22 protein-coding genes are annotated in these 25,092 nt (G+C 34.1%); 17 read left to right on the plus strand and 5 right to left on the minus strand.

From position 1 onward, the window contains the following. Positions 1 to 23: 23 nt before the first annotated feature. From HME9304_RS07515 to HME9304_RS07550, 8 genes are all read left to right on the plus strand, one after another. On the plus strand, positions 24 to 1,712 hold the full coding sequence (locus tag HME9304_RS07515) for a DUF6909 family protein (RefSeq protein ID WP_112377999.1): 1,689 nt from the start codon (positions 24 to 26) through the stop codon (positions 1,710 to 1,712). 1 nt (position 1,713) lies between these two features. Next, positions 1,714 to 2,709: a hypothetical protein gene (locus tag HME9304_RS07520; RefSeq protein WP_112378000.1), complete on the plus strand. Its 996-nt coding sequence runs from the start codon at positions 1,714 to 1,716 to the stop codon at positions 2,707 to 2,709. A gap of 124 nt (positions 2,710 to 2,833) precedes the next feature. Continuing rightward, positions 2,834 to 3,910, plus strand: coding sequence for a non-hydrolyzing UDP-N-acetylglucosamine 2-epimerase (gene wecB, locus HME9304_RS07525; protein ID WP_239023427.1), 1,077 nt, complete (start codon positions 2,834 to 2,836; stop codon positions 3,908 to 3,910). A 2-nt stretch (positions 3,911 to 3,912) separates the two neighbouring features. Next, entirely contained in the window at positions 3,913 to 5,139 is a 1,227-nt protein-coding gene (gene wecC / locus HME9304_RS07530) for a UDP-N-acetyl-D-mannosamine dehydrogenase (protein ID WP_112378002.1), read from the plus strand. Position 5,140: 1 nt separating this feature from the next. Next, positions 5,141 to 5,725: an acyltransferase gene (locus HME9304_RS07535; RefSeq protein WP_112378003.1), complete on the plus strand. Its 585-nt coding sequence runs from the start codon at positions 5,141 to 5,143 to the stop codon at positions 5,723 to 5,725. A 10-nt stretch (positions 5,726 to 5,735) separates the two neighbouring features. Then, positions 5,736 to 6,689, plus strand: a complete 954-nt coding sequence (locus HME9304_RS07540) for a Gfo/Idh/MocA family protein (RefSeq protein WP_112378004.1) — start codon at positions 5,736 to 5,738, stop codon at positions 6,687 to 6,689. A gap of 20 nt (positions 6,690 to 6,709) precedes the next feature. Continuing rightward, complete coding sequence (wecB, locus tag HME9304_RS07545; RefSeq protein ID WP_112378005.1) at positions 6,710 to 7,777, plus strand: non-hydrolyzing UDP-N-acetylglucosamine 2-epimerase; 1,068 nt, start codon at positions 6,710 to 6,712, stop codon at positions 7,775 to 7,777. A gap of 151 nt (positions 7,778 to 7,928) precedes the next feature. Further along, positions 7,929 to 9,164, plus strand: coding sequence for a glycosyltransferase (locus tag HME9304_RS07550; protein WP_112378006.1), 1,236 nt, complete (start codon positions 7,929 to 7,931; stop codon positions 9,162 to 9,164). A gap of 19 nt (positions 9,165 to 9,183) precedes the next feature. Here the strand turns inward: HME9304_RS07550 and HME9304_RS07555 are convergent, their stop codons facing one another. From HME9304_RS07555 to HME9304_RS07575, 5 genes are all read right to left on the minus strand, one after another. Continuing rightward, positions 9,184 to 9,861: a class I SAM-dependent methyltransferase gene (locus HME9304_RS07555; RefSeq protein ID WP_112378007.1), complete on the minus strand. Its 678-nt coding sequence runs from the start codon at positions 9,859 to 9,861 to the stop codon at positions 9,184 to 9,186. Positions 9,862 to 9,898: 37 nt separating this feature from the next. Continuing rightward, on the minus strand, positions 9,899 to 11,755 hold the full coding sequence (locus HME9304_RS07560) for a hypothetical protein (protein ID WP_123877402.1): 1,857 nt from the start codon (positions 11,753 to 11,755) through the stop codon (positions 9,899 to 9,901). Positions 11,756 to 11,805: 50 nt separating this feature from the next. Next, positions 11,806 to 13,029, minus strand: coding sequence for a hypothetical protein (locus HME9304_RS07565; RefSeq protein ID WP_123877405.1), 1,224 nt, complete (start codon positions 13,027 to 13,029; stop codon positions 11,806 to 11,808). Continuing rightward, a complete protein-coding gene (locus tag HME9304_RS07570; protein ID WP_112378010.1) occupies positions 13,013 to 13,972 on the minus strand; it encodes a glycosyltransferase family 2 protein in 960 nt (319 codons plus the stop codon). The genes HME9304_RS07565 and HME9304_RS07570 overlap by 17 nt, the downstream gene beginning before the upstream one ends. Positions 13,973 to 14,115: 143 nt before the next feature. Next, positions 14,116 to 15,600 (minus strand): oligosaccharide flippase family protein, encoded by a 1,485-nt coding sequence (locus HME9304_RS07575; RefSeq protein WP_112378011.1) that lies wholly within the window; start codon positions 15,598 to 15,600, stop codon positions 14,116 to 14,118. Between the two features lie 249 nt (positions 15,601 to 15,849). Here HME9304_RS07575 and HME9304_RS16955 point away from each other — a divergent pair, with 249 nt between their 5' ends. The 9 genes from HME9304_RS16955 (at position 15,850) to HME9304_RS07620 (ending at position 25,056) form a co-directional block, all read left to right on the plus strand. Next, entirely contained in the window at positions 15,850 to 17,025 is a 1,176-nt protein-coding gene (locus HME9304_RS16955; RefSeq protein WP_206170504.1) for an O-antigen ligase family protein, read from the plus strand. Positions 17,026 to 17,147: 122 nt separating this feature from the next. Then, the gene (locus tag HME9304_RS07585; protein WP_164674799.1) at positions 17,148 to 18,305 is read left to right on the plus strand and encodes an O-antigen ligase family protein; all 1,158 of its coding nucleotides are present in this window, start codon (positions 17,148 to 17,150) and stop codon (positions 18,303 to 18,305) included. Positions 18,306 to 18,516: 211 nt separating this feature from the next. After that, positions 18,517 to 19,452: a glycosyltransferase family 4 protein gene (locus tag HME9304_RS07590; RefSeq protein ID WP_164674800.1), complete on the plus strand. Its 936-nt coding sequence runs from the start codon at positions 18,517 to 18,519 to the stop codon at positions 19,450 to 19,452. Between the two features lie 45 nt (positions 19,453 to 19,497). Then, entirely contained in the window at positions 19,498 to 20,511 is a 1,014-nt protein-coding gene (locus HME9304_RS07595; RefSeq protein WP_112378015.1) for a hypothetical protein, read from the plus strand. Beyond that, positions 20,489 to 21,187: a formyltransferase family protein gene (locus tag HME9304_RS07600; RefSeq protein WP_112378016.1), complete on the plus strand. Its 699-nt coding sequence runs from the start codon at positions 20,489 to 20,491 to the stop codon at positions 21,185 to 21,187. The genes HME9304_RS07595 and HME9304_RS07600 overlap by 23 nt, the downstream gene beginning before the upstream one ends. A 62-nt stretch (positions 21,188 to 21,249) precedes the next feature. Beyond that, positions 21,250 to 22,149, plus strand: a complete 900-nt coding sequence (locus tag HME9304_RS07605) for a polysaccharide deacetylase family protein (RefSeq protein ID WP_112378017.1) — start codon at positions 21,250 to 21,252, stop codon at positions 22,147 to 22,149. Between the two features lie 64 nt (positions 22,150 to 22,213). After that, complete coding sequence (locus HME9304_RS07610) at positions 22,214 to 22,915, plus strand: WecB/TagA/CpsF family glycosyltransferase (RefSeq protein ID WP_112378018.1); 702 nt, start codon at positions 22,214 to 22,216, stop codon at positions 22,913 to 22,915. Positions 22,916 to 22,930: 15 nt separating this feature from the next. Next, positions 22,931 to 24,082, plus strand: coding sequence for a glycosyltransferase family 4 protein (locus HME9304_RS07615; RefSeq protein ID WP_112378019.1), 1,152 nt, complete (start codon positions 22,931 to 22,933; stop codon positions 24,080 to 24,082). Further along, the gene (locus tag HME9304_RS07620) at positions 24,079 to 25,056 is read left to right on the plus strand and encodes a UDP-glucuronic acid decarboxylase family protein (RefSeq protein ID WP_112378020.1); all 978 of its coding nucleotides are present in this window, start codon (positions 24,079 to 24,081) and stop codon (positions 25,054 to 25,056) included. The genes HME9304_RS07615 and HME9304_RS07620 overlap by 4 nt, the downstream gene beginning before the upstream one ends. Positions 25,057 to 25,092: the final 36 nt, after the last annotated feature.

The following is a 25,092-nucleotide window of genomic DNA, read 5'->3' on the forward strand; positions in this document are numbered from 1 at the left end:
TTCATGTATTTTTGCGGGCATATATGATAAACACCAGAGTAAAGCAAAATACCAGGGCGCAGGAATCCACAAATGCCATCGAGCGCTTATATATTACAATGCGGCACTTGCTCAACAGGGGTTTTTATAAACCTTCAGGTGTGTCCGGTAATGCTCTTCGCAATGCACTGCTTTTGCTAAGACCTGAAATTTACGGGTCGGTTGCAGAAGAAAAAGCAGAGCTCAATGGACTTATTTACGTATTGGAAAGATTGCCAGAAGGTATTGAGGAGTGCAGGTTTATCAACTTAACATCCGATGAAGGCTTTTCCAAATCCCACTTAAAGGCAATTGTACCCCCAAAAAGAAGGAGAAACTGTTATCGGATCGATGATGAACAGATGAATATTGAAATTACACGTGGCAGAAGCGATATTTATGATATTCTCACCCACCTTACTTTTTTGTTCATTGAATCCGATAAAATATGCAAGCGTGTTTTAGTGGAGGAAACCAATGTAACGACCAGGGATTGGATAAAGTTGGCAGAATTTGTTCAGAGCGAAGAAAAGGACGAAGCAGAACGCGAGGTTGCATTGATACATACCGCCAACATATTGGGCAGGACTTTTGAAGATGTTGTTGAAATAGAGAACAATCTCAATACTCATGAGAATCCGAATCGTTTTTTAAATTTTATCTATTGGTTGGGAAAGTTGGCCATTGAAGAAATGACCACCGGTAATAAACGCACCATTACCTTTAGCCCAATACTGCGAGAAAGATTGGGACACCATATTCATGGAGAGCGCTGGGCAGAAATGATAAAACAAACACTTAAGGAACATGATTTATTGCACCGGCCACTTCACATTATAAGTGCCAACATGCACAGTGTTATGAACTCCCTATTTGCCAAAAAAGCTTTGACCAAAGATTTTCCAGATTCTAGGTCATTGGATATTTATGAGGCTTTGAGTTCTGCCAAAAACAAAGTACTTCGTAAAAAGGTAAAGGATTGGGGAAAAAAGAACGGAATGTTTTTTATTGGTGATAAATCCGGGGCCAATATCGATGTCCAGATTTTTGATATGGCAAAATTAGGGGGTGGTACTTGCTGCTATGATTTGTCCAATGCTATTTCAAACGATGAAAAACCAGTTATATTTGTAATGGATTATGCATTTGGCGAACAAGCGTTTGAAACCATAGATGAACTTTTAAAACCAATCTCTATGGACGACCAGAAGACATTCTTAAATGTAGATTCCATATCAATTATGGGCAAAGCAGGTATTTTGGAAGGAGGAAAGGGAGATTTAATGATTCCTTCAGCACATATTTTTGAAGGTACCGCGGATAATTATCCTTTTAAAAATGAACTCTCCGCCACAGATTTTGAGGGGAATGGATTAAAGATTTTGGAAGGAACAATGGTTACTGTTCTTGGAACATCGCTTCAAAACAAAGATATCTTACGGTTTTTTCATGAATCCACTTGGAACGTAATCGGTTTAGAAATGGAAGGGGTACACTACCAAAAAGCGATTCAATCTGCATCAAAAATCAGAAAAAGTATTAAAAAAGACGTGAAAGTACGATACGCTTATTATGCATCTGACAATCCGTTGGAGACTGGGAGTACATTGGCCTCGGGGGGCTTGGGTACAACCGGGGTCAAACCGACCTATTTGATTACCGATAGAATTTTAAAACAAATATTTAATTCGTAAAATGGCAGACCGACCAGCACAAAATAATAACTCATCAGATGAAATAGATTTGGGACAACTGTTCCAGATGATCGGCAAAGGTTTCCATAAAATTTGGATAGCCTTTTTAAGACTGTTTTTATTTCTAAAGAAATATGCATTAATATTAGTTGGATTGATAATTTTAGGATTGGCCGCAGGTTATGGATTGAACCAGATAATAGATAAAAAATTAAAAATCGAGGTTATTGTAAAACCTAATTTGGAAAGTAAAAATTATCTATACAATGTAGTAGATGAAATAGAGAATAATTTAAGGTCTGGAGATACCGTATTTTTTAAGACTATTGGTGCTGATGTCTCAAATTTGACAGAGTTTAAAATATCGATAGAACCCTTAGATGATCAGAAGAAAGTCGAAACGGACTTTGAATATCTCGAGCTCTTGGAAAAATTTCAGAGTAATGAAGAATTTTCAGAGGTAATAAAATCCGAATTCTTGAATAAGAGTACGCTGAGCCATAAAATTACATTTCTGTTCAAGGATTCATCCAAAGGAAAAGTTTTTGCCGAGAAAATTATGGATTACATTAATTCTAACGATTATTTTAATGAATTGACCATAATCTCCAATCAAAATGCTTTCGAACGAATCAAAAAGAACGAGATTTTCATTGAACAAATCGATGGGTTAATTTCTGCTTACTCTAAAAATATGATTGATAAAGCAGAACAGAAGACTGATGGCCAAATTGTTATGAACTCTGAAGAGCGAATGGATGTGACGGGTCTTTTCGCTTTAAAGAATCGATTAATACAAGATATCGAAGAAAAAAGATTGGAATTAAAGGAACAGAAAGAGCCTGTTAATGTTGTAAACTTTGGAAAACCGCAACAAGTGAAAAAAGCTTTCTTTGGAAAAAGTATTGTAGTAATACCATTAATCCTAACAATACTTTTTTTTGGAATACTAATGTTGATTGAAATTAATAAAAGAGCTATTAGTTTAAAGCAGTAAAATAACGCATCTCAAAAAATTGTTTTATAACTGTTCTGAGTCTATGGGTTTCACAAAAAAAGCTAATTAGTTGAAGAAAAAACGCAATCTTATAATTTTTGGAACTCGGCCCGAAGCCATTAAAATGGCACCATTAATAAAAGAATTCCAAAAGTATCCCGATGATTTTGAAACCAAGGTTTGTGTTACTGCGCAGCACAGGGAAATGTTGGACCAGGTCCTTGATTTTTTTGAGATTACCCCCGATTTTGATTTAAACCTAATGCGTCCTAATCAAAACTTGTATTCGCTTACAGCTGATATTATAACCGAGCTGAAGCCGGTACTCGAAGAATTTGGCCCTGATTTTGTCTATGTCCACGGAGACACTACCACAACCATGGCAGCCAGTCTCGCTGCCTTCTATTCCGGAGCAAAAGTTTGCCATGTTGAAGCTGGCCTTAGAACGTTTAATATGCAATCCCCTTATCCTGAAGAGATGAACCGGAGTGTTACTGGAATAATCGCGGAGGTTCACTTTGCTCCTACAACGACAGCTAAGGAAAATTTGGAACGAGAAAATAAAAAAAAGGATTCCATTAAGGTTACTGGCAACACTGTTATTGATGCTTTAAAGTTTAGTGTTGATAAAGTTTCCTCCCAAGGATTTTATGATGGTCAGATAGAAGAATTAAAACAAGTTTTGGATAATAAAAAGAAAACAATATTGGTTACAGGCCATCGCCGGGAGAATCATGGACAAGGATTTATTGATATTTGTGAAGCTTTAAATGAGCTTGCAATTGTACATTCAGATGTCCAAATTATCTATCCAGTGCATTTGAACCCCAATGTCCAAAAACCTGTTTATGATATTTTGGGGAATATTGAGAACATTAATTTGATTGAACCATTATCCTATCCGGCGTTTGTTTGGTTGATGAACAAATCATATATGATTATTACTGATAGTGGTGGAGTTCAAGAAGAAGCACCTAGTTTAGGAAAGCCTGTTTTGGTAATGAGAAAAACAACGGAAAGGCCTGAAGCAGTAGTCGCAGGGACAGTTTTCTTGGTTGGTACTGATAAGAAAAAAATAATTGTGGAAGCCACTAAATTACTTGAGGACGAAGAACTATATTCCCAAATGGGTAAACTTCATAATCCATATGGAGATGGAATGGCTTGTCAAAGAATTGTAGACCATATCTCTAAAATTTAAAAATGAATAGAAATCCAGAAGTTGTGATGATGGGGCTTGGCTACATAGGTCTACCCACAGCAGCTTTGATTGCACAAAATAAAATCTCAGTTCATGGAGTAGACATTAATTCTGATGTTGTTGACACAATTAATGCTGGTAAGATACATATTATTGAACCCGAACTCGACAAAGCAGTTGAAAATGCTGTAAAGGATGGTTTTCTAAAAGCAGCTACGGCACCCCTAGAAGCCAATAACTATCTTATAGTAGTTCCAACACCCTTTAAGGATAAAAATGAACCAGATACGTCATTTGTTCAAGCAGCTACAGAGGCTATCATTCCCCTTTTGAAACAAGGAGACCTCTATATTATTGAGTCCACATCACCGATTGGAACCACTGAAAGAATGATGAACTTAATCTATGAGAATAGGCCAGAGCTAAGAGACCAGTTATATATAGCCTATTGCCCGGAAAGGGTTCTGCCTGGAAATGTTATGTTTGAATTGGTAAATAATGATAGAGTAATTGGAGGGGTCGATGAAAAATCCACCGATAAGGCAGTAGAGTTTTACTCGCTGTTCATCAAAGGACAACTTCACAAGACAAATGCAAGAACTGCCGAAATGTGTAAGTTGGTAGAGAACTCCTCTAGGGATGTTCAAATCGCCTTTGCCAATGAACTATCGCTTATTTGTGATAAAGCAGGCATTGATGTATGGGAACTTATAGAACTTGCGAATAAACATCCTAGAGTAAACATCCTACAACCTGGTTGCGGTGTTGGTGGGCATTGTATCGCGGTTGACCCCTATTTTATAGTTGCAGATTATCCGATGGAATCAAAAATTATAGGAACAGCACGGGAAATCAATAATTATAAATCATTTTGGTGCGCAGAGAAAATAAAAAATTCCAAACTAGAGTTTGAACTGAAAAACGGACGAAAGCCTAGTATCGCTTTAATGGGATTGGCTTTTAAACCAAATATCGATGATTTAAGGGAGTCTCCTGCGAAATATATTGTACAAAAAGTTTTGCAGAATGCGAATGATGAGGAGTATTATATTGTAGAGCCTAACATCGAGAACCATAAGGTCTTTAAGCTTACAAACTATAAAGAAGCTACTATTAAATCAGACATTGTTGTTTTTTTGGTAGCTCACGAAGAATTTAAAAGTTTAAAATTTGATAAAGAAACTGTTGTTTTGGATTTTTGTGGTATAAAAGCATCAAAAAAAAGCTAATATGCTAACAGATAATTTTTTTGCTCATGAAACGGCAGTTATAGATAAAGGGTGTTCAATAGGAAAAGATACTAAAATATGGCACTTTTCACACATAATGTCAAATAGTGTCCTGGGGGAAAAGTGCAACTTGGGACAAAATGTAGTTGTTTCACCAAATGTAATTTTAGGTAACAATGTGAAAGTCCAAAACAACGTCTCGATTTATACAGGTGTTATATGTGAAGACGATGTTTTCTTAGGTCCTTCTATGGTCTTCACTAATATATTGAATCCTAGAAGTGCAATTATTCGTAGAGATGATTATGTAAAAACTCTCGTTGAAAAAGGAGCATCTATTGGTGCAAATGCTACTATAATTTGTGGCAACAAGATAGGCGAATATGCTTTAATAGGAGCAGGAGCAGTAGTAACCAAAGATGTTAAACCCTATGCGCTGTTAGTAGGAAATCCTGCAAAACAAATTGGTTGGGTCAGCCAATATGGACATGGATTAGACTTTAATGATTCGGGAATCGCAATTTGTAAAGAAAGTTTACAAGAATATCAACTTTCAAATAATTTTGTAAAAAAGTTGAGTAAATGAAAGAATATCTATGAAGAATTTTGCACTAATAGGAGCAGCTGGCTATATAGCTCCTAGACATATGAAAGCTATCAAGGAAACCAAAAATGATTTGTTAGCTGCATTTGACAAAGGAGATAGTGTTGGAGTTATAGACTCTTATTTTCCTAAAGCTGATTTTTTCGTTGAATTTGAGCGTTTTGACAGACATATTGAAAAACTCAAATACGAAAAGGACATGTTTCTGGACTTTGTCAGTATATGTTCACCTAACTATTTACATGATGCCCATATCCGTTTTGCACTTCGCTCCGGAGCTGATGCTATTTGTGAAAAACCGCTGGTTCTTAATCCATGGAATATTGACAAACTCAAGAAAGTGGAAGAAAATACCGGAAAGAAAGTCTACAACATTCTTCAGTTACGTGTGCATCCTAGTATTATAGCACTACGTAAAAAAGTTGCAGAAACAGGAAAAGACAAAAAGTTTGAGGTGGATTTAACGTACTTGACCTCTCGTGGAAATTGGTATCATACCTCTTGGAAAGGAGAACATAGCAAATCTGGGGGAATAGCGACAAACATTGGTGTCCATTTTTACGATATGCTTTCTTGGATTTTTGGAAACATACAAAACAACATTGTTCATGTACATGAAAATGATAGAGCGTCGGGATATTTGGAATTTGAAAATGCTCGAGTTCGTTGGTTTCTTTCTATAAATTCAGAATATCTTCCTGAAGAGGTAAAACAAAAAGGGCAGACCACCTTTAGGTCGATTACAATAAATGGTGAAGAATTAGAGTTTAGTGGAGGATTTACTGATTTGCATACGATTGTCTATAAAGATATCCTTTTGGGTAAAGGGTATGGCTTAGAGGCCGCCAGAACTGCAATTGAAATTGTCCATAATATAAGAAATAGTACGCCTATAGGTCTCAACGGAGATTTTCATCCATATTCGTTAAATAAAAAAGTTAAATAAAAATTTCTTAGAAAAGTCTAATGAAAATAGTTACAATACTCGGAGCTAGACCACAATTTATAAAGGCCTCATCTTTAAGTAGAGAGATTGCAAAAAGAAATGAAATTGAAGAGATTATCATACATACTGGACAGCATTTTGATGTAAATATGAGTGCTATTTTTTTTAAGGAAATGGAAATTCCAGAACCAAAGTACAATTTAGAAATAAATAGTCTTTCGCACGGTGCAATGACTGGAAGAATGCTGGAAGAAATAGAAAAAATCCTTCTATTGGAAAGACCGGATTGGACCGTAGTTTATGGAGATACAAACTCTACTATCGCAGGAGCATTGGCCTCTAAAAAACTACATATGAAGGTAGCACATGTGGAAGCTGGATTACGTTCATATGAAATGCGTATGCCAGAGGAAATCAATAGAATACTTACGGATCAAATAAGTGACATCTTATTTTGTCCCACGCAAATAGCGGTCGACAACCTGAGAAGCGAAGGATTTGAAAACAAGGATTCCAAAATATATATGTCAGGGGATATTATGTACGATAGTGCATTACATTATAAAACCAAAATGAAAAGACCTATAGGTCTTGTAAATGAAAGTAGTTATATACTAGTAACTATCCATAGACAGGAGAATACTGATGATTCCCAGAGATTGAAAAATATAATCGAGACTCTCAATAGACTTGCTTCTGATGGTGAAAATTTTCTATGGCCAATGCATCCCAGAACAAAGAAAATTATAGAGGCAAGTGGAATACCAGTAAAATTTAATTGTATTGAACCAGTGGGATATTTGGAGATGCTATATTTAATAGATAACTGTTCATCTATCATAACTGATAGTGGAGGTTTACAGAAAGAGGCCTATTTTTTCAATAAATTTTGCATAACGTTAAGAGATAGTACCGAGTGGGTCGAATTAGTGGATAATAATGTAAATAAATTGATGAATGTTGACGATTCAACCCTTTATGAGAATATTAAGAGTCACTTGGATAATAAAGTCGATAGCTCTCTTAATCTTTATGGAAAGGGTAATGCGGCCGAAATAATCGTAAATGAGCTAATCAACAACAGCTGATTAAAAAGTACTATTCAATCCAACTTGTTCTGTAGATAGTATACTCTTTTATATTTGATGCGCTTGATATTTGGGCAGATAGTAAGCGGACAAAGCGAAATAATTGAAATAAGATATTTGGGAAACCTTAAATCAATAATGGCTCTATAAGATGAAAAAAACAATTGTACTCCTAAGTGCTTTGGAACCTTGGTCAATGAAAACTGGAGCAGGCGCCCCAAGCTTGTATGAAACTATAAAAGGATATTCTGATAATGGGTTTCAAATAACTTATATTACATATCAAAAATATGTCCAAAAACTAAATATCAGCCATTCTCAAAATATAGATTTGGATTTACCGGGCTTGAATACTCTAAGGGTAAAAAAAATAAAAGGGCCTATTTTTTTTGGACCTAGATTTTTGGGCAAGTTGAATAGACTATATTATGAGCCAAAGACCCTTTTGAATGCCCTAGAAGATTATTTGAACAATTTGGAGGAGACACCTTCTATCCTATACGCCTATGAAGCCCAAGCAGTTCATGCCATTTCTATGTTAAAGAGAAAATACAAAGATAAGTCGATTGTGGTAAATCGATTCCAGGGAACTATTTTGGGCAATAGGTACAGAGAATATTTTTATTGTTTAAGAAAATATGAAATGTTCCGCATATTAAGGAACAAGGCTGATAAATATATCATGACAAATGATGGAACCCATGGAGATGAAGCACTTAAATATTGGAATGCAAATGTCAATGACAATAATCTATTGTTTATCCGCAATGGATTTAATTTTCAAAGTTTCCAAAAAACAAAGAGTAGAACAGCGACCATTGGAGAACTGGGTTTGGACCCTAAAAATTTCTATGCTTTTACTGTATCTAGACTCACGTATTGGAAACGCGTAGACCGTGCAATAGGTTTAATTGAAAAGTTTGCCAAGAAACATCCAAAGCTTCATCTCATAGTTGTAGGCGAAGGAGAACACAAATTAGATTTGATTGAATTAGCAGAAAGCAAAGGAGTTTCGGATAAGGTTCATTTTATAGGTGCACAGAGCAGGGAAAAAGTTGCCGAACTCATGCAAGCGTTGGATGTCTTTTTGTCACTTTACGATGTTAGTAATTTAGGAAATCCTTTGTTTGAGGCAATGATATGTGGACAATGCATTATAACATTAGATAATGGCACTACCAAAGAAGTTATAGAACACAATAAGAATGGTATTATAGTTTCTCCCGATAACAAATCTGACCTTCAAAAGGAATTCGAAACTTTACTGATGAACGAAGAAAAAAGAATTCGTCTAAAAAAAACCGCTAAAGCCTGGGCCGAAAGAAATCTACAAAGCTGGTCCAATAGGATGAAAAAAGAAATTGACTGGATTCAAAACGGTCCATAGCGTAGATGAAAATGACGTTTTATTTACTTTTTCTGGCTTCAAAAAGCTCAAACAGCACCAAAGGAAAAACCAATTTTTTTATGGTTTTTACTTCTAGCTTTTGTTTAAATTCGTTTTTAATCTTAGAAATATTGGTGACGTGATAGTCACCGGTAAAACGCTGCCCGGCTATCTTTCTTCCTATTTTGTACAAAATATTCTCCGTAGGCCCAGAAATGATTATTACACCATCCTCGGCCAATAAACCTTTAAAACAATCAATATAATCCTGCAAATTTTCAATGTGTTCCAATACATCAAGAGCAAAAATAACATCATAGGATTTTTGAGGAAGATTTAGCGCTAGAATATCACCTTTAATAAATTCAATATTGGAAGGAAAATTTACTTTTTCCCTAATAAGTTCCAATGGTCTGAACTCTATGTCCACTCCCGTAACATTATATCCGTTTTTTGCTAAAAGATAACTAAGTACTCCAGAACCGCAACCAAAATCCAATGCTTTTTTGGTGCCCGAGTTTTTTTGTGAATGGTTAAAAGCTACTTGTACTCTTTTCCAGAAAAGATGGTCTATTAAGATATTTTTATGTGCGTAAGCAGGAAATGCAGCTTCATCCAACTCATAATTTTGAGTTGTTTTAAGGATATTATGGAATGTATTTTTAAACTTCTTTTTTACATCTTTGAAAGATTTCATTTACACTATGTTTTATGTTAATAGATTTATATTGGTTTCAGTCAGGTGTTTGGTAAAGTGAATAATTTTTATTTTCATAAACCTTAATAAACAATTTGTTTAAAATTAATTTTATACGTCCTGAAAATTTAGATTTATTCAATACAACATAATCAACATGATACTTTTCAATAACTTCACGAACGAAGTTCTCATCACTATCATTTGAAAAGAAATGAAGAACTTCAATCTTTTTTTCATTTATCGGTACCAAATCAATTGTACCATTGAACTTTATTATAGGAACATTAATTTTTTTGAATTGTGCCATGTCTGAACACGTCATTTGATCTGAATATACGGTACTCCCTGATGGTATTTGTTTGACGATTTCTGATATTATTGGAACCTTATGTCCAATATCCCTATCAGCTATTTGGGTTATAGCTATCATATAAACCACAGCAATTACAGAAAATAGTTTTATTGATTTAGATAGTGCACTATTATTTGCTAAAATCTTTATGTCCTTGATTAGAATATAGAATCCATAGGCAAAAATACAAGAGTACATCGGGACTCTTAACATTCTAACGATTGCAGGATATGAAATCAATTTTCCTAAAAAGGGAACAATAATGGGGTTGAAAACGATAAGTAAAGGAAAAATTATACTAGCAGTAAGAAGAGACGTTGTCAAGATTACCGAGTTATTGTCTTTTCTTTTTCTTATAAATAAGTATATGGCAATACAAAGGGCTAATAACATCCCCCATTTACCATAGCGTCCTATAGGAAAAGCATAAAAACCTTCAGAGAATTCCACAAAGCGATAATGGGATTTCCAAATATCATCTGAAGCTTTTTGAATAAAGCTCAAGTTTGGAGATAGTTTAAGATACAATAATGGTAGAGAAGAAACAATAAGAAAAATAAGTAGGATTAAATACTTTTTGAACGATTCTCGCCAGTCTTTGCAAAATAAATTTAATATAAAAGCTCCTCCCAATAATAACAAAGTAAACAAAAAACCACTTTGATGCACAAAGAAAAATGTATTGATACATAAAATAGAAAGCACAAGACTCTTAATATGGCCTTTCTTTAGATAATCTATAGAAACACTTAACATTAGAGGCAGTATTAGATAGAAGTAAAATCTATTTGGGTATACTAATGCGTCAGTTAAGGTCGCATTTAGCAAACCAGGCATTGTAGTAGAACAAATAAAGAATGATATAATAAAAAATCTTACCAATTTCCTATCATCTGAAAGTGATCTGAATAAATCATAAGATACAAGTGGTACAAATAGAATAAATATTGGAGTAGAATAATGCCAGATGATATCTAAGGATATACCTGAATCCATATTGAACATTGCCAACAGTACATAGTAGGCATCATAAGTATGATCTGGAATTATAGGATAATCGAATAGACTATAAAAAGGAAACACCAAGTTTTTCTCACTTATAAGATTCTGAATACCTTGAAGATGAATCGAGGCGTCACCCCTAGGATACCATTCAGAGTATAGGGATATAACAAAGAGCCCGATGATGATAACATTTAGTAAAATTAAATCCTTAAAGGAGTCCGAATAAATGTTAATCTTAGGTGGATATGAAAATATCTTCTTTTGTCTAGCCCTATATAAAAAAAATATAACACCGACCACGTTGATTAAAAGAATCACTGTTTTAATACTCTCAAGGGAAGCATTGGTCAAATATCCAAGAAATGAGACAAAGCTGAACAGAATAAATCCACACGGAAAACACACACAGATATTTTTATAAATTTTCCGTTCAGAATTAACTAGGGTCACTAGGATAGCACCAGGGATCAATAGATACCATATAACATTTCCTAAAATTGAAAAAAGCCAACCTATTGAAAAAGTCAATTCCAAAGTTTATAAACTTATAGTTATCGTAATCATTATTCCCTCTATTAGTAGGTTTAAGTCATTTTTGACTCAATCTTTGACCTAATCACTAGTTGATTGGTTATATAGGATTTCTTATCTAAATATGAAAGCATAAAGAGTATACTACAAAGAAAATATAGATTTGGTGTCAAAGCATATCTAATGTCGATATAGGGGAAGACTGACATTACCGCTACAACATAAAGAGGTAAACCAACAACAGTCAATTTATATGTTAAAGTGCGCTTGGCATTTCCAATAAAGAAAGGAGCTAGAAAAAGCCAGATATAAAAAAGTTCTGTTCCATATTTAGATTCTTGATTCGTGGTGTACCTTTTCAATCTCCATAGATATCCATTCCACGCCAGATCAGGATTTTGTTTGATGAAGCGTACCGTTTTTTTTCGTAGCAATAGGGCTCTATCCTGCCAAGTGGTTTTCATCTCAAAAGAGTTTACAGCGTTTTTATAGACTGAATCTGATAAGGCTCTCCAATGGGTGGATCTATACTCCTTGTCCAAGGGGATAAATTCGTTAAAGGCACAATATAGGGGAATCTCACTATAAGTTCCGGAAACCATTCTGGAATCATCATATGCGAACATTGAATACCCCTTTACACCAAAAAAGAGGATTCCAGATACTGCAAGTGCAATAGCTTCCTGTTTAAATTGGACCCTGTTTAACACGAAAGCAATAAATACTGATATTAACACCAAATAAAATAAAGGAGCCAGCATGGGTCTAATCAAAAGATTGATGAACAAAGCTATACCAAAGAAAATTGCAGTGCGGTAGGATTTAAAACGAAAAAACAGGCAAACACTAAACCATAACAATAAGATAGAGAACAACAAAGAAGCTTCAATTCCCCACTCAGTGAGTGCTGGTAAAAAATCGTTCAGAAAGAATACGGCAAAGAAACTCAGATAAGACTTTATATGCAAGACAATGCACAAAAGATAGCAAATGACCAAGGATAGAAAACATAAGTACATCATCACTTCTATATCATCATCAAATTCTACTTGTTGAAAAATGCCCAAAAGCAGAGGGTGTCCAATGGAAGGTAGAATAAAGTCGTTCCTAATATTATCTATGTAGCCTTCTCCAGCAAAAATGTTTACGGAAAGACCCCTATAGAGTTTGGCGTCTGGACCTGGACATCGAATTTGTTGGCCCATAGCCAAAACATAGCAGAAAATGACCGCAATGATTAATTCAAAATAATGTTCTTTTCTAGTGAATAACCTCATTTTTTTTCTTAGGTACGGAATTGATATCGATATTTATAGCTTGCAAGATTAATTGCACGCCTAAAATTAAGGGCAAAACAGAGAGCATTACTGTTCCCGTTGATGTTAAGGTATTATTTTGAAGGGCTTCAACCCATTTATATAATCCAAAACACAACCCCCATACTAACATAGGAAACCCAATTAAGATATAAACCGAAGCCATATTGAAGTCGTAGATATAATATTTCAAGAATAGTCTTCTAGTAAAGCGAGCAAAAAGATAAGGGGGAAATTGAAATAATATCTTGTTGACGTTTAGGGAGCTTTCTTCGTCTCCATATTTTGATGGCATGGGAATATCTTTGACCACACATTTATTGATGTTCAAATTGACGAGCATATCAGATTCGAAAAAATAACGGTTGGCTAATTTTTCCATGTTTATCTTTTTTAAGGCTCTTTTCGATATACAGGTATATCCATTTGTGGGATCCATAATATCCCAATATCCAGAGACCATTTTAAGTACAAATGATAGAACACTGTTTCCAAAGAGGCGAACCTTCGGCATAGTTCTTAACGATTTAAAGTCCACAAACCTATTTCCCTTTGAATAATCCGCCAATCCTTTTGATATAGGTTCTACTAGAACCTCCAGAAATTTGATGTCCATTTGCCCATCCCCATCCAATTTAACTACGCAATCGCTATTCAACAACAAAGCTTTTTTGTAGCCACTGACCACTGCACCTCCGACCCCTTTGTTTTTGTCATGGAAGATAATGTGGAGTTTCTGTCCTTGCTTTATATGAACCTTACCAGCAATCTTACCTGAATTTTTCGGGCATTTATCATCAACGACTATGATATTCGAAACAATCTCTGGAATACCTTGGATCACCTCTTCAATAGAATTTGAAACCTTGAATGCAGGGATTACTACGGCTATTTTAGAACTCATGTCCGTAAAGGTATTTAATGGTTTGTTGTTAATTTAATTTGAAGCTTATTGTCTTATGGATTCAGCAAATAATCTACATATATTTCCAGTTTGTAAAATTGTTATACATATTTTATCGATTTCCATATTTGAGATAACTTATATTAGGATGAAGTAAATTGCTTAAATATATTAATAAAACGAACTTTGAAACTCTTATTCGTAAAAAACAATATTGAAAAGTATATTATAAAAGAGATTATTACAAAAATAATATTTTGCCATAATTCTAAAATCAACATATTTCTCAGAATATATATTGGAATTAATATTGAAACACATGCAACAATAAGCGTAATTGCAGAAGTTAGGGGAACTAATTTCCTGAAATTTACTTGTAGTCGTGATATTATTTTATAAATAAGTAAAACGATTATACTAATTTTAACCAACAAAGAAATTACTGGCACTACGAAGGGCGAAGTGGTAAAATTCAAAATTAACCATTGCGAAGCCCAAACCGTCAAAACACCCAGAACGTGAACAATATTATAGAATTTTACTTCTTTTAGAGCAATTATAATTGGGAGAAACACAAAAACCGAGAATAAACTATAAATAGAAATTACTTTAAAAAAAATAGCGGAATCTGTATATTCTTCACCAAACAAAATAAAAAAAATGTCTCTGCTTGAAAACCAAACGAAGATGATTATGGGGTATACTAAAGTTATCGATTTTAAAATTGAGCTATGTATGGTTTTTGTAATTTCTTTTCTCGAATCTGAATCACTTAATTTTTTTACAAAATAAGGATGTAATACTGCACTAATTGAACCGATCAGAACACCAATAAAGGGAATTTTTATTGAGCCATTCGAAAAATCGGCGTAGGTTTCTTCACCGAAATAATTACTAATATAAAATTGGTCGGAAGAAGTAAATAAAATTCCTAAAACTGATGTAAGAGTTAGAGGGACTAGAAATTTAAAAATATTCTTATATGATATCTTACAATCCAAAGGGTTGATTTTAAGAAAAGGGAGGTAGATTAGGTAGATTCCAAGTACAAGTGATGACATTGCATGAATAGCCCAAAATAACATCAATTTATTTAAATTCGCGTTGTAAATTACTATTGGAATTATTAATAAAACAAAAAACAAAACCTTACTTGTTACTACATAAATGCCATATAAATGGGTTTTTTTATAAGTAGCGTAAATTCCTTCGATTGTCAATGTAGGAATCGTAAAAAGAACTACCCAAGAGAAGATTTTTAAAGGCTCCTTCAACGTAGGGTTCCCAAAAAATTTACATAGTAACGGGTTTCCAGCATATATTAATAAACCAAAAATTATTGCGGTGGGAACCAAGACCAGCATAATTTTGTTTATAAGATTTTTTCCTTGGGACAAGGATAATAAAGGCAGATAGTTGGAAGGTAATTTTGAAAGACTTAGACCTATAATTGATATAATGGTAACATGGATGTACATGATTTGCCTGAAAGAACCGTATTCATCTTTCATTAAGTAACGGCTTAAGACCACCATCAATAAAATCGATAATATAGAAACAATCGAATTTCCAATGCCAAGCCAAGAGGCCTGAAAGAAATGACCTTTATTTTCTATTAATTTTTTCAATCTTAATTAAGGATTTAAAATCGATGACCGTAAAAGCATCAAAGTAAGACAATTTTATTCACATTTTCTTTCTTTAGCACTTTCTAGGACTGTTTGGAAATTTGAGAGATTGAATGTGAGTATAGTTGTTGTGCTTTAGGAACGGGCTGATGCTCTCACAATTTTATTTCTTCCTACTTTTATGTTGTTTTAATGAGATGTATATTGGTTATAAAAGTAAAACATATCGATGCGCTTATTATATTTCTGATGAGTATAGTACTGCTGGTCGATTCAATAAACGGCTACTTTAAACTCAATAATAGCAGTTTTACATTTCCTATAAGTCAAATTTATAAAACGGGCATACTTTTACTCATACTACTTAGATTGCATCGAAAAGCTTTTTTTCTATTTATAATAGCATGTACTTTTTCCATTCTGTTTCTCCCGACTATTTTACAGTTTGTACAAGGGTATTCTGTAAGTATATATTCAGATAGCCTTAAAATCGTAAAATACCTGACACCTATAATTTGCTTTGTCTACTTTAGAGAGCTGTTTCTGCAGAATAGGATATGGACGATTAAAAAATTATTTTTTTTTATTAGAATATCATATATAATTATTGTCGTCAATGTTCTAATGAAGTTTGTAGGCTTGGGATTTTCATTGTATAGATCAGGAATTGGAAGTAAGGGATATATTTATGCAGGTAATGAAATATCCACAGTTTTCTTAATCCTTTATGCAGTTTTGGCGTTTGAGCTCATCGCAAAGGGGAAAAAAATACGTTTCTGGGTGTTTTTTGCATTTACAATAAATGTAGCATTTGTGCTAGGGTCCAAATCCGCTATATTGGGAGTTTTGTTAGTAGCTTTATTGTTAAGAGTTAGACCCTTGGCAATATTGGCATCATCCAAAAAGCTGGGAAACTTTATGGTCGTAAGCGCGGTTGTAATACCTTTAGGAATATTTTGGTTTCTTAATAGGGTGGTCAGTTCTGAACTGTTTCAAAATAGGATTCTATATTACTACAATAAAGTAGATCTGTTAACGCTTATACTCTCCAGTAGGAACCTCTATTTTCAAACAGCATTTGATATCTATAAAAATAATTATAACACATTGGAAAAATTAATAGGGATAGGGCAGAGCAGATATGAGGAAATAACGGGCCATACCATAGAAATGGATTTTTTGGATATTTTTTTTGCATATGGCGTTACCGGAATATTTCTTTTCTTGGGAACTATTCTTTTAGCATGCTATCTCTTTTACAAAAGAAAAGATAATGTCAATTATCCATTTGCACGCTTAAGTTATTTATTCTTTATACTATTGGTGATAATATCTTCATTGGCCGGTCATGTTTTTTCATCGGGTATCGCTGGAATTTTTATTGGATTTGTTTTTGCTATGACATATTTGAGGAGAGTTGTATGAGATACTTAACGGCATTTTGTTTCCTTTTTGCCTTTATGCTTCCCCTATATACGGGACTAAGCAACTTTTTTTTAGTTTCCATATTGCTGTTCTCGTTCTATAAACATGTTAAAAATCGTAAAGTGATATTAAAGGGTATTAAATGGAATATACTTCTATTGAGTACTGTGCCCCTCTTTATTCTTCATTTATTTGGTGCTATCTATACTGATTATTCCAGTGATAGCTTTCATTATTTAGAAAAAACAATATCTTTTCTTTTGGTACCGCTGGTTTTTATCTACTTCTGCCCCTTAGAACTAAGAAAAATAAAAGGAATGCTATTAAAAGGATTGTTCTACGGATCAATAGTTTCAATTTTATATTTGACGGCATTCAATCTCTATAGGTATTTTTCCTCCCAAGATTCTCTACATATAGGATATGATATTTTGGGATACTACCATACCTACATTCATTTTACAAGGCCAATTGATCAGCATCCAACATATTTAGGCGTATATTATCTGACGGCATTGTTGTTTCTGAAACATATTAATTTAAAAAAACAAATAAAGAATCTAGCTATCATTTTATTATGTTTAGGTATTTTACTTGTGAACTCACGAGTTGTATTTATTGGTTTATTTATACTGGTTTTTTTCAAGGCTCTACAAAAGGCTCTAAAATATATAAGATTAAAGAAGATAAAGAAGCTTGTTCTATTTACTGTCGTATTCGGCGGAATTTTGATTTTGTCCATCAATATAATTTCATCGACCTATATAGGAGATCGTTTTATAAACATAGCCAGATTTGAGATGTTGACAACCCCAGAGGGAAAGGTCAATTCTAGAACACATTCCAACCCCAGATTTTCTAGATATATATCCGCGTTTAAATTGATAAAAGAAAAACCGATTATTGGGTACGGTGTTGCCGACGAATATCCAAGGTTAAAAGAACAGTTTAAAAAAGACGGGTTATTTTATGCTGCTGAAGAAGGGTATAATGCCCATAACCAATTTATAGGATTTGCAATTCGTTTTGGTGCGATAGGATTATTGGTTCTTTCATTCTTTTTAATCTCCAACATAAGATTGGCTATTGTGACAAAGGAATTTAATTACGCACTATTAGGATTGATAATAACCTGTGTCAGTCTTACCGAGAATTATTTTGACAGGAACTTTGGAATCACTTTTATCGCAATGTTTTTTACCGTTTTTTTATATAGTATTTTCCCTAAGAAGCATATTACACTACTGGAACGCTCAAAAGAATCTATATCTTTGTTTTAGAATCGAGGTTTATTCGGGTGATTATTCTTCTCAACTATTTTTCTTATTAAGGCTTTTATAATTTTAAATACGGATCATGTCGAAACAGAAGCGTAAACGCATATTCTTGATTTCAAATATGTATCCGTCGGATAACAATGTCCGGTTCGGGATTTTTGTCAAAAAATGTCACGAGACCTTATCAAAGAGATTTGAAGTAAAGCTTTTGACTATGACAAGGAAAGAAGGCCTCCTGAAAAAAATATTTGGATATACGGTATTGTTCCTAAAAGTTTTTCTACTTCTATTTTCCGTAAAAAAAAGAGACTTGGTATATGTGCATTTTCCACTATACTTTCCCTTTTTGTTGAATCTATATATATGGAGGGGTATTCCGCTTATACTTAATTTTCATGGCAGCGACGCGGTTTTCGATACGAATTTGAAAAAGTTTTTTTTAAAACCGCTTCGACCGGTAGTTAGTAATTGTCAAAAAATAATTGTGCCATCTACTTTCTTTCGTAACAAAATTATTGACATTTTCGGTGTTAAAGAGGATAAATGCTTTGTATATCCTTCAGGGGGTGTAGATCCAAGAATATTTTATCCCAGAAAGAAAAAGAGCGATGAATTGGTTTTCGGGTTCGTTTCCTATTTTACATATAGAAAAGGATGGTGGATTTTTCTTGAAGCTCTATCGATCCTTAAAACCAAAAATGGATTTCCAGCTTTTAAAGCAATTATAGTAGGTGACGGACCGGACGAAAGAAAAATATTGAAAGAAATAGAAGAAAGAAAAATTAACGTTTCGGTTATTCCCAGTGTGGCCCATAAAAGACTTGCTGATATTTTCTCACAATTTAGTGTTTTCGTGTTTCCAACATATATGGACGAAAGCTTAGGTTTGGTGGGTATTGAGGCACTAATGTGTGGAGTCCCAGTCATATCAACCAATATTGCTGGCCCTACAGGCTATATAAAAAATGGTTATAATGGTTTTTTTTTTGAAAGGGAAAACAGTGGTGATTTGGCCAAGAAATTGATTGCGTATCAAAAACTTGATAAGAACATGGTCAAACAATTTAAGGAAAATGCTGTTACCTCTGCAAAAAGATACGAAAGTCAAAAAGTGGAAATGGAATTTTTAAAGTTTATGGAGAAATTATAAGGATGAATTATAAGATAGAGAATAAATTTCCGAAATATTGATTTTATGACATCGGCATTGGACATAATCACACATTTTATTCTTTTTAGGGTATTTAGATACTGGCGATTTGCAGGAAACAATGACGAACGCCATTTATCGAAAACCTTACAGATTTTGAGGCAAGACTATCTCAAAGAAAAAGGTGTTATTAAAGAAATAAACATTCTAGGGCTAAAGTCTGAAAAAGTGTGCATAAAATCAACATCGTACTATATTGATTTATTGGTTAAAATTCATAGCACAAAAACATTGCCAAACGGATTTTCAAACTATTTTTTTACACATGTGGACATTAAGAATCAAAATGAGCTATTCAATTTTTTAACATTATACTTAACAATCGAGAACCTTGACGAACATTCTTTGGGGCAACATATAAAAAACTTAATCCAGGTATCAGAATCGAAATTAAAAATATACTCACTTCATATACTTCTTTTGAAACTTAGGTTTGATTACCAGACCGGCAGAATTAGCAATTATGAACTTGTATCTAATACCATAAAGATGACAAATGGATTATCCATTGCGGAAATTATGAAATCAAATTCTTTTACGAAACATAAATCTTCCACTAGTCACGAGCTGGGATACTTTCTCAATATACTTTTTGATATATACGAAGACACTCATGATTCCCGTATTCTGGATATATTGACCGAACACAACGAAACACTACATAATTTTTTTGTGTCAAGAAAAACGATTTTCTCAAACGTCTTGAAAAGGGACAATAGTATGAGTTTATCGGGAATATTCTTGATTTCCAAATTGTTCTTGAGGTATACTTTATTTACCAAGGATTATAGGTTTTCCAGTGCTGCATTTCATATGCTCGATATTGGAATGTACCTTCAAAAAATGAACCCCAAAGGTTATATATCCAACACATTTCCAATCTATAGGTATGGTTCTCCAATGAAATATCCTTCATGGACCTTGTGTTATTTTTTGGACGTACTTTTATTAAAAGAAAAAGTAAAGAAGCTTTTATATGAGACTAGCGTTTCTGTTTAACTATCCTATGGTAGATAATATCAATTGGAAAAAAGTCGCCATAAAAAGATGCCTAGACTTAGGACATGATGTTGATGTATTTTATGGTAAGACACATCTATTGGAATATTTAAAGGCTTATTTGATTAAAAGAAAATTCGGAAACGGGGTCGTCCTTCCCAAAAAAGTTGGAATCAGTAAACGCAAGAATATCGAATTTTTCAATCAAAAAGGGATTTCGGTTTATAAAATTAGAAAATTTAACGAACAGAAATCTATTGTTAAAATTGCGAACGGCAAATATGATTATTTATTTGTTGCAATCGACCATATCCTTTCGAAGGAATTCGTCGAAGGCGTAAAATCAAGAATAGTAAATGTTCATTACGCTAGGTTGCCAGAAATTAGGGGCATGAATGCTATAGAATGGAACTATTTGGTAAATCGAAAATGCGAATTGACCCTACATTATATAGATAGTGGAATTGACACAGGGGCTATCATAACCAAAGAAGAAATAAACATTAATAAAACAGATGGATTTATAGAAATGCGACAAAAACTTCAGGATAAAATTCCAATTGTATTGGAGCAATTTCTAAAAGAGCCAAAGACCAATTCAATGGATAATAGAGGAGGAAAATTATATACATATATGCATGGAGATTTGCAAAGAATCATAAAAAAAGGATTTTGAATATATATATTACACTAGATTACGAGCTTTTTTTTGGCAACTCTGGCTCATTTCAAAACTGTATGATTAAGCCAACTAAAAGACTTTTGGAAATTGCAGATGAATTTAATTTTAAATGTGTTTTTTTTGTCGATTCAGGATATCTTTTGGCACTAAAAAAATTCATGAAAGATTATCCTAGACTTAAAGAGGATTATAAGGCTGTTTCCTCTCAAATAAAATTTCTGTCACAGCAAGGCCATCAAATACAATTACATATTCATTCACATTGGGAAGATTCATTTTATAATGGAACGTCATGGATTTTCAACCTATCGCGCTATCGTCTAGATTCATTTACAGAGGATGAAATAGTGGATATTTTTAAAAGCTACAGCAAAGAACTCAAGGAGATTACGGGTAAACAACCATTCGTATACCGCGCAGGCGGATGGTGCATACAGCCTTTTCACAAATTAAAAAAAGCCTTTATGGAGAATGATATAAAGGTTGATAGTACAGTTTATTACAAAGGAAGGAACACTACACCTGCCCAATGGTACGATTTTAGAAAAGCTCCAGATAAATCTTGGTGGATGTTTGAGACGGATCCCTGTAAAAAAGAGACAAATGGCAGATTCAAGGAAATTCCTATTTCCTCGATAAAAATCAGTCCGTTCTTTTATTGGAAATTTATACTTAATAAGGTCGTGAACCATCCCCATCACCGTAGTTTTGGAGATGGAAACGCTAGTAAAATGTCAAGATTACATGCCTTAAAGTTATTGTTCCTACCTTCATACTCTGTTGTATCTATGGATGGCTTAAAATCGAATCTATTGCATAAAGCCTACACTGATAATAAACACGATAATTTCGTTATCATTGGTCATCCCAAGGCTTTTACGATAAATTCGTTGAGAAAATTCAGGAGTTTGATTAAAAGTATCAAAAGAAACAACGATCAAATTACTACCTACTAATGTAGATATCAAATATTAATTTAATGTCTAGTTTTTATACTGGCCAAATATTTTCCCTGCAAATATGAAAGCTATTAAAACCGCTAAAATAAACGGAAAGAAAATCTATGCTTTCAAAAGCAAACACCAACTACTTGATTTTATCTGTGATAAAAAATCGATATTGGTAGCTTTGAATGCAGAAAAATTGAATAAAAAAGTCCCTCGGCTTGATAGGCTAATAAATCAAAACATTGGTTACGCCGATGGAATAGGCGCTGTTTGGGCACTTAAAAAAAAAGGAATAAATTCTATAAAGATTGCTGGAGCCGAGCTTTGGTTGGATATTATAAAAAAATATCAAGAAACAAAATCATTTTATTTGGTTGGAGCCTCTGAAGAGGTTATAAAAAAAACTGTCGACAAGTTGTTTCTGGAATACCCTCGAATCAATATTAAAGGTTTTAGAAACGGATATTTAAAAGGTGATGACAAAGATAATTTGGTCAAGGATATCCTAGAAAAAAAACCGGATATGGTTTTCATAGCGATGGGAAGCCCTGCACAAGAATATGTTATGGCTGAGTTCCTAAAAAAACATGAGGCATTGTATATGGGACTGGGTGGAAGTTTTGATGTTTATTCAGGAACGAAAAAAAGAGCTCCTGCGCTATTTATAAAATTGGGAATAGAATGGTTGTATCGTTTGATAAAGGAACCAACCAGATTATCCAGACAGTTTAGTCTAGTGAAGTTCTTTTTTAAAATTATATTTGATAAAATATAACTGTACTCCATTCTAATGTATTTTCTAGAAACAGCGGTAGCCGTATTTATTGGTGCTTTTTTGGTCACGTATTTGACCATACCGAAAATAATTGGTGTGGTTGAATACAAAAGGTTAATGGACGACCCCAATAAGAGAAGTTCACATACCTCAAAAACACCTACACTTGGCGGAATGGCCTTTTTCTACACGCTTATTTTTGCTCTTTTCTTTATTAATGGGCGTGATGTATTTGACGAAACTATCTATTTGATACCTGGCCTCACCATACTTTTTATTGTTGGCCTTAAAGATGATTTGGTCGTACTTTCCCCAGGATCAAAATTGATTGCCCAAACATTGGCTATTGCATTCGTTTTAGCTAACGACAGTTTTGTGATTGAATCACTAAATGGGTTTTTAAATATTTATGAAATCCCATATTTCCTATATTTGGCAATAGCAGGCTTTTTGATGTTGACCATAATCAACTCCTACAATCTGATTGATGGCATTGATGGGCTGGCATCTATTGTAGGGATTGTTATCATGGTCATTTACACGACTATCTTTTACCTTTCAGGAGAGTATTTCTTTGCGCTGTTGAGTATAACTATGAATGCCTGTTTAATGGCATTTTTTGGATTCAATATCTCTTCGGATAAAAAAATCTTTATGGGCGATACAGGCTCATTGATTGTGGGTTTCATTATCAGTGTACTTACTTTGAAATTTTTGGCGTTAAAACCTGAATCCTATGAAGGCTTACCATTTTTATTGGAAAATGCTCCATTAATTGCCATCAGTATTTTAATTGTGCCTTTATTTGATACGGCTAGGGTTTTTACCATTAGAATAGCGAACAGAAGAGGCCCGTTTTCACCGGATAGAAATCATGTACATCACGTACTTATCGATTTTTGGGGACTCTCTCATAAACAGGCAAGCTTTATAATCGGTTGCTTTAATTTGCTCTTCGTGGTTCTGTTTATTATTTTGGGAAGTAAGGCCAAAAATCTTGGCATGGTAATTATGTTGGTTAGCGTGGTTATATTTTTGGGATACATATTTTTCAAGTACAATTATAATTTTACCACCCTTAAGCAAAAAATTCTTTTAAAGCGTAAAATTGATTCGCTCAAGAAAAAAGCTGAACCTTCTACCAAACAAAAAAAAGAAACCAGTTGAAAAAAACCCTAATTACAGGAGCTGCAGGCTTTTTGGGATCACATCTCTGCGATAGGTTTATCGCAGAAGGACATCATGTGATTGCTATGGACAACTTGATAACAGGAGACCTAAAGAACATTGAACACTTATTTCCCTTGGAAAATTTTGAATTCCACCATCATGATGTCTCGACTTTTGTGCACCTTGGCGGGGAATTGGATTATATCTTGCACTTTGCATCGCCTGCAAGCCCAATTGACTATCTTAAAATACCTATCGAGACCTTAAAAGTCGGTTCTTTAGGAACGCTCAATTTGCTGGGATTGGCGAAGGAGAAAAAAGCAAGAATACTTGTAGCCTCCACCTCGGAAGTTTATGGCGACCCTTTGGTACATCCACAGAACGAAGATTACTATGGCAATGTCAGTCCCATTGGCCCAAGAGGGGTATATGATGAGGCCAAGCGTTTTATGGAATCAATAACTATGGCCTATCACCGTCATCATGGGTTGGACACACGTATCGTCCGTATTTTCAATACGTATGGTTCCAGAATGCGTCTGAACGATGGTAGGGTCGTGCCCGCATTTATGGGACAAGCCTTACGTGGTGAAGATCTAACCGTTTTTGGGGACGGTTCGCAGACACGGTCGTTCACCTACATCGACGATCAAATTGAAGGAATTTACCGCTTGCTTATGAGCGATTACGTAGAGCCTATCAACATAGGGAATCCAGATGAGACAACTATTCTGGAATTTGCCCAAGAAATTATAAAGCTTACGGGAACAGACCAAAAAATTGTCTATAGACCATTGCCTCAAGATGATCCTCTACAACGGCAACCTGATATTAGCAGAGCTAAAGAAGTCTTGGGCTGGGAGCCACAGGTCCATCGTTCAGAAGGATTGAAAAAAGCATATGATTACTTCAAAAGCTTATCTCCAGAAGAATTGAGCGGAAACCACAGAAATTTTTCAGCAATTAAGTAAACAACTTGGTGCCAAAACGTATTTTTGCGGAAATTT

The sequence above is a fragment of the Flagellimonas maritima genome, from assembly GCF_003269425.1.
Classification (GTDB): domain Bacteria; phylum Bacteroidota; class Bacteroidia; order Flavobacteriales; family Flavobacteriaceae; genus Flagellimonas; species Flagellimonas maritima.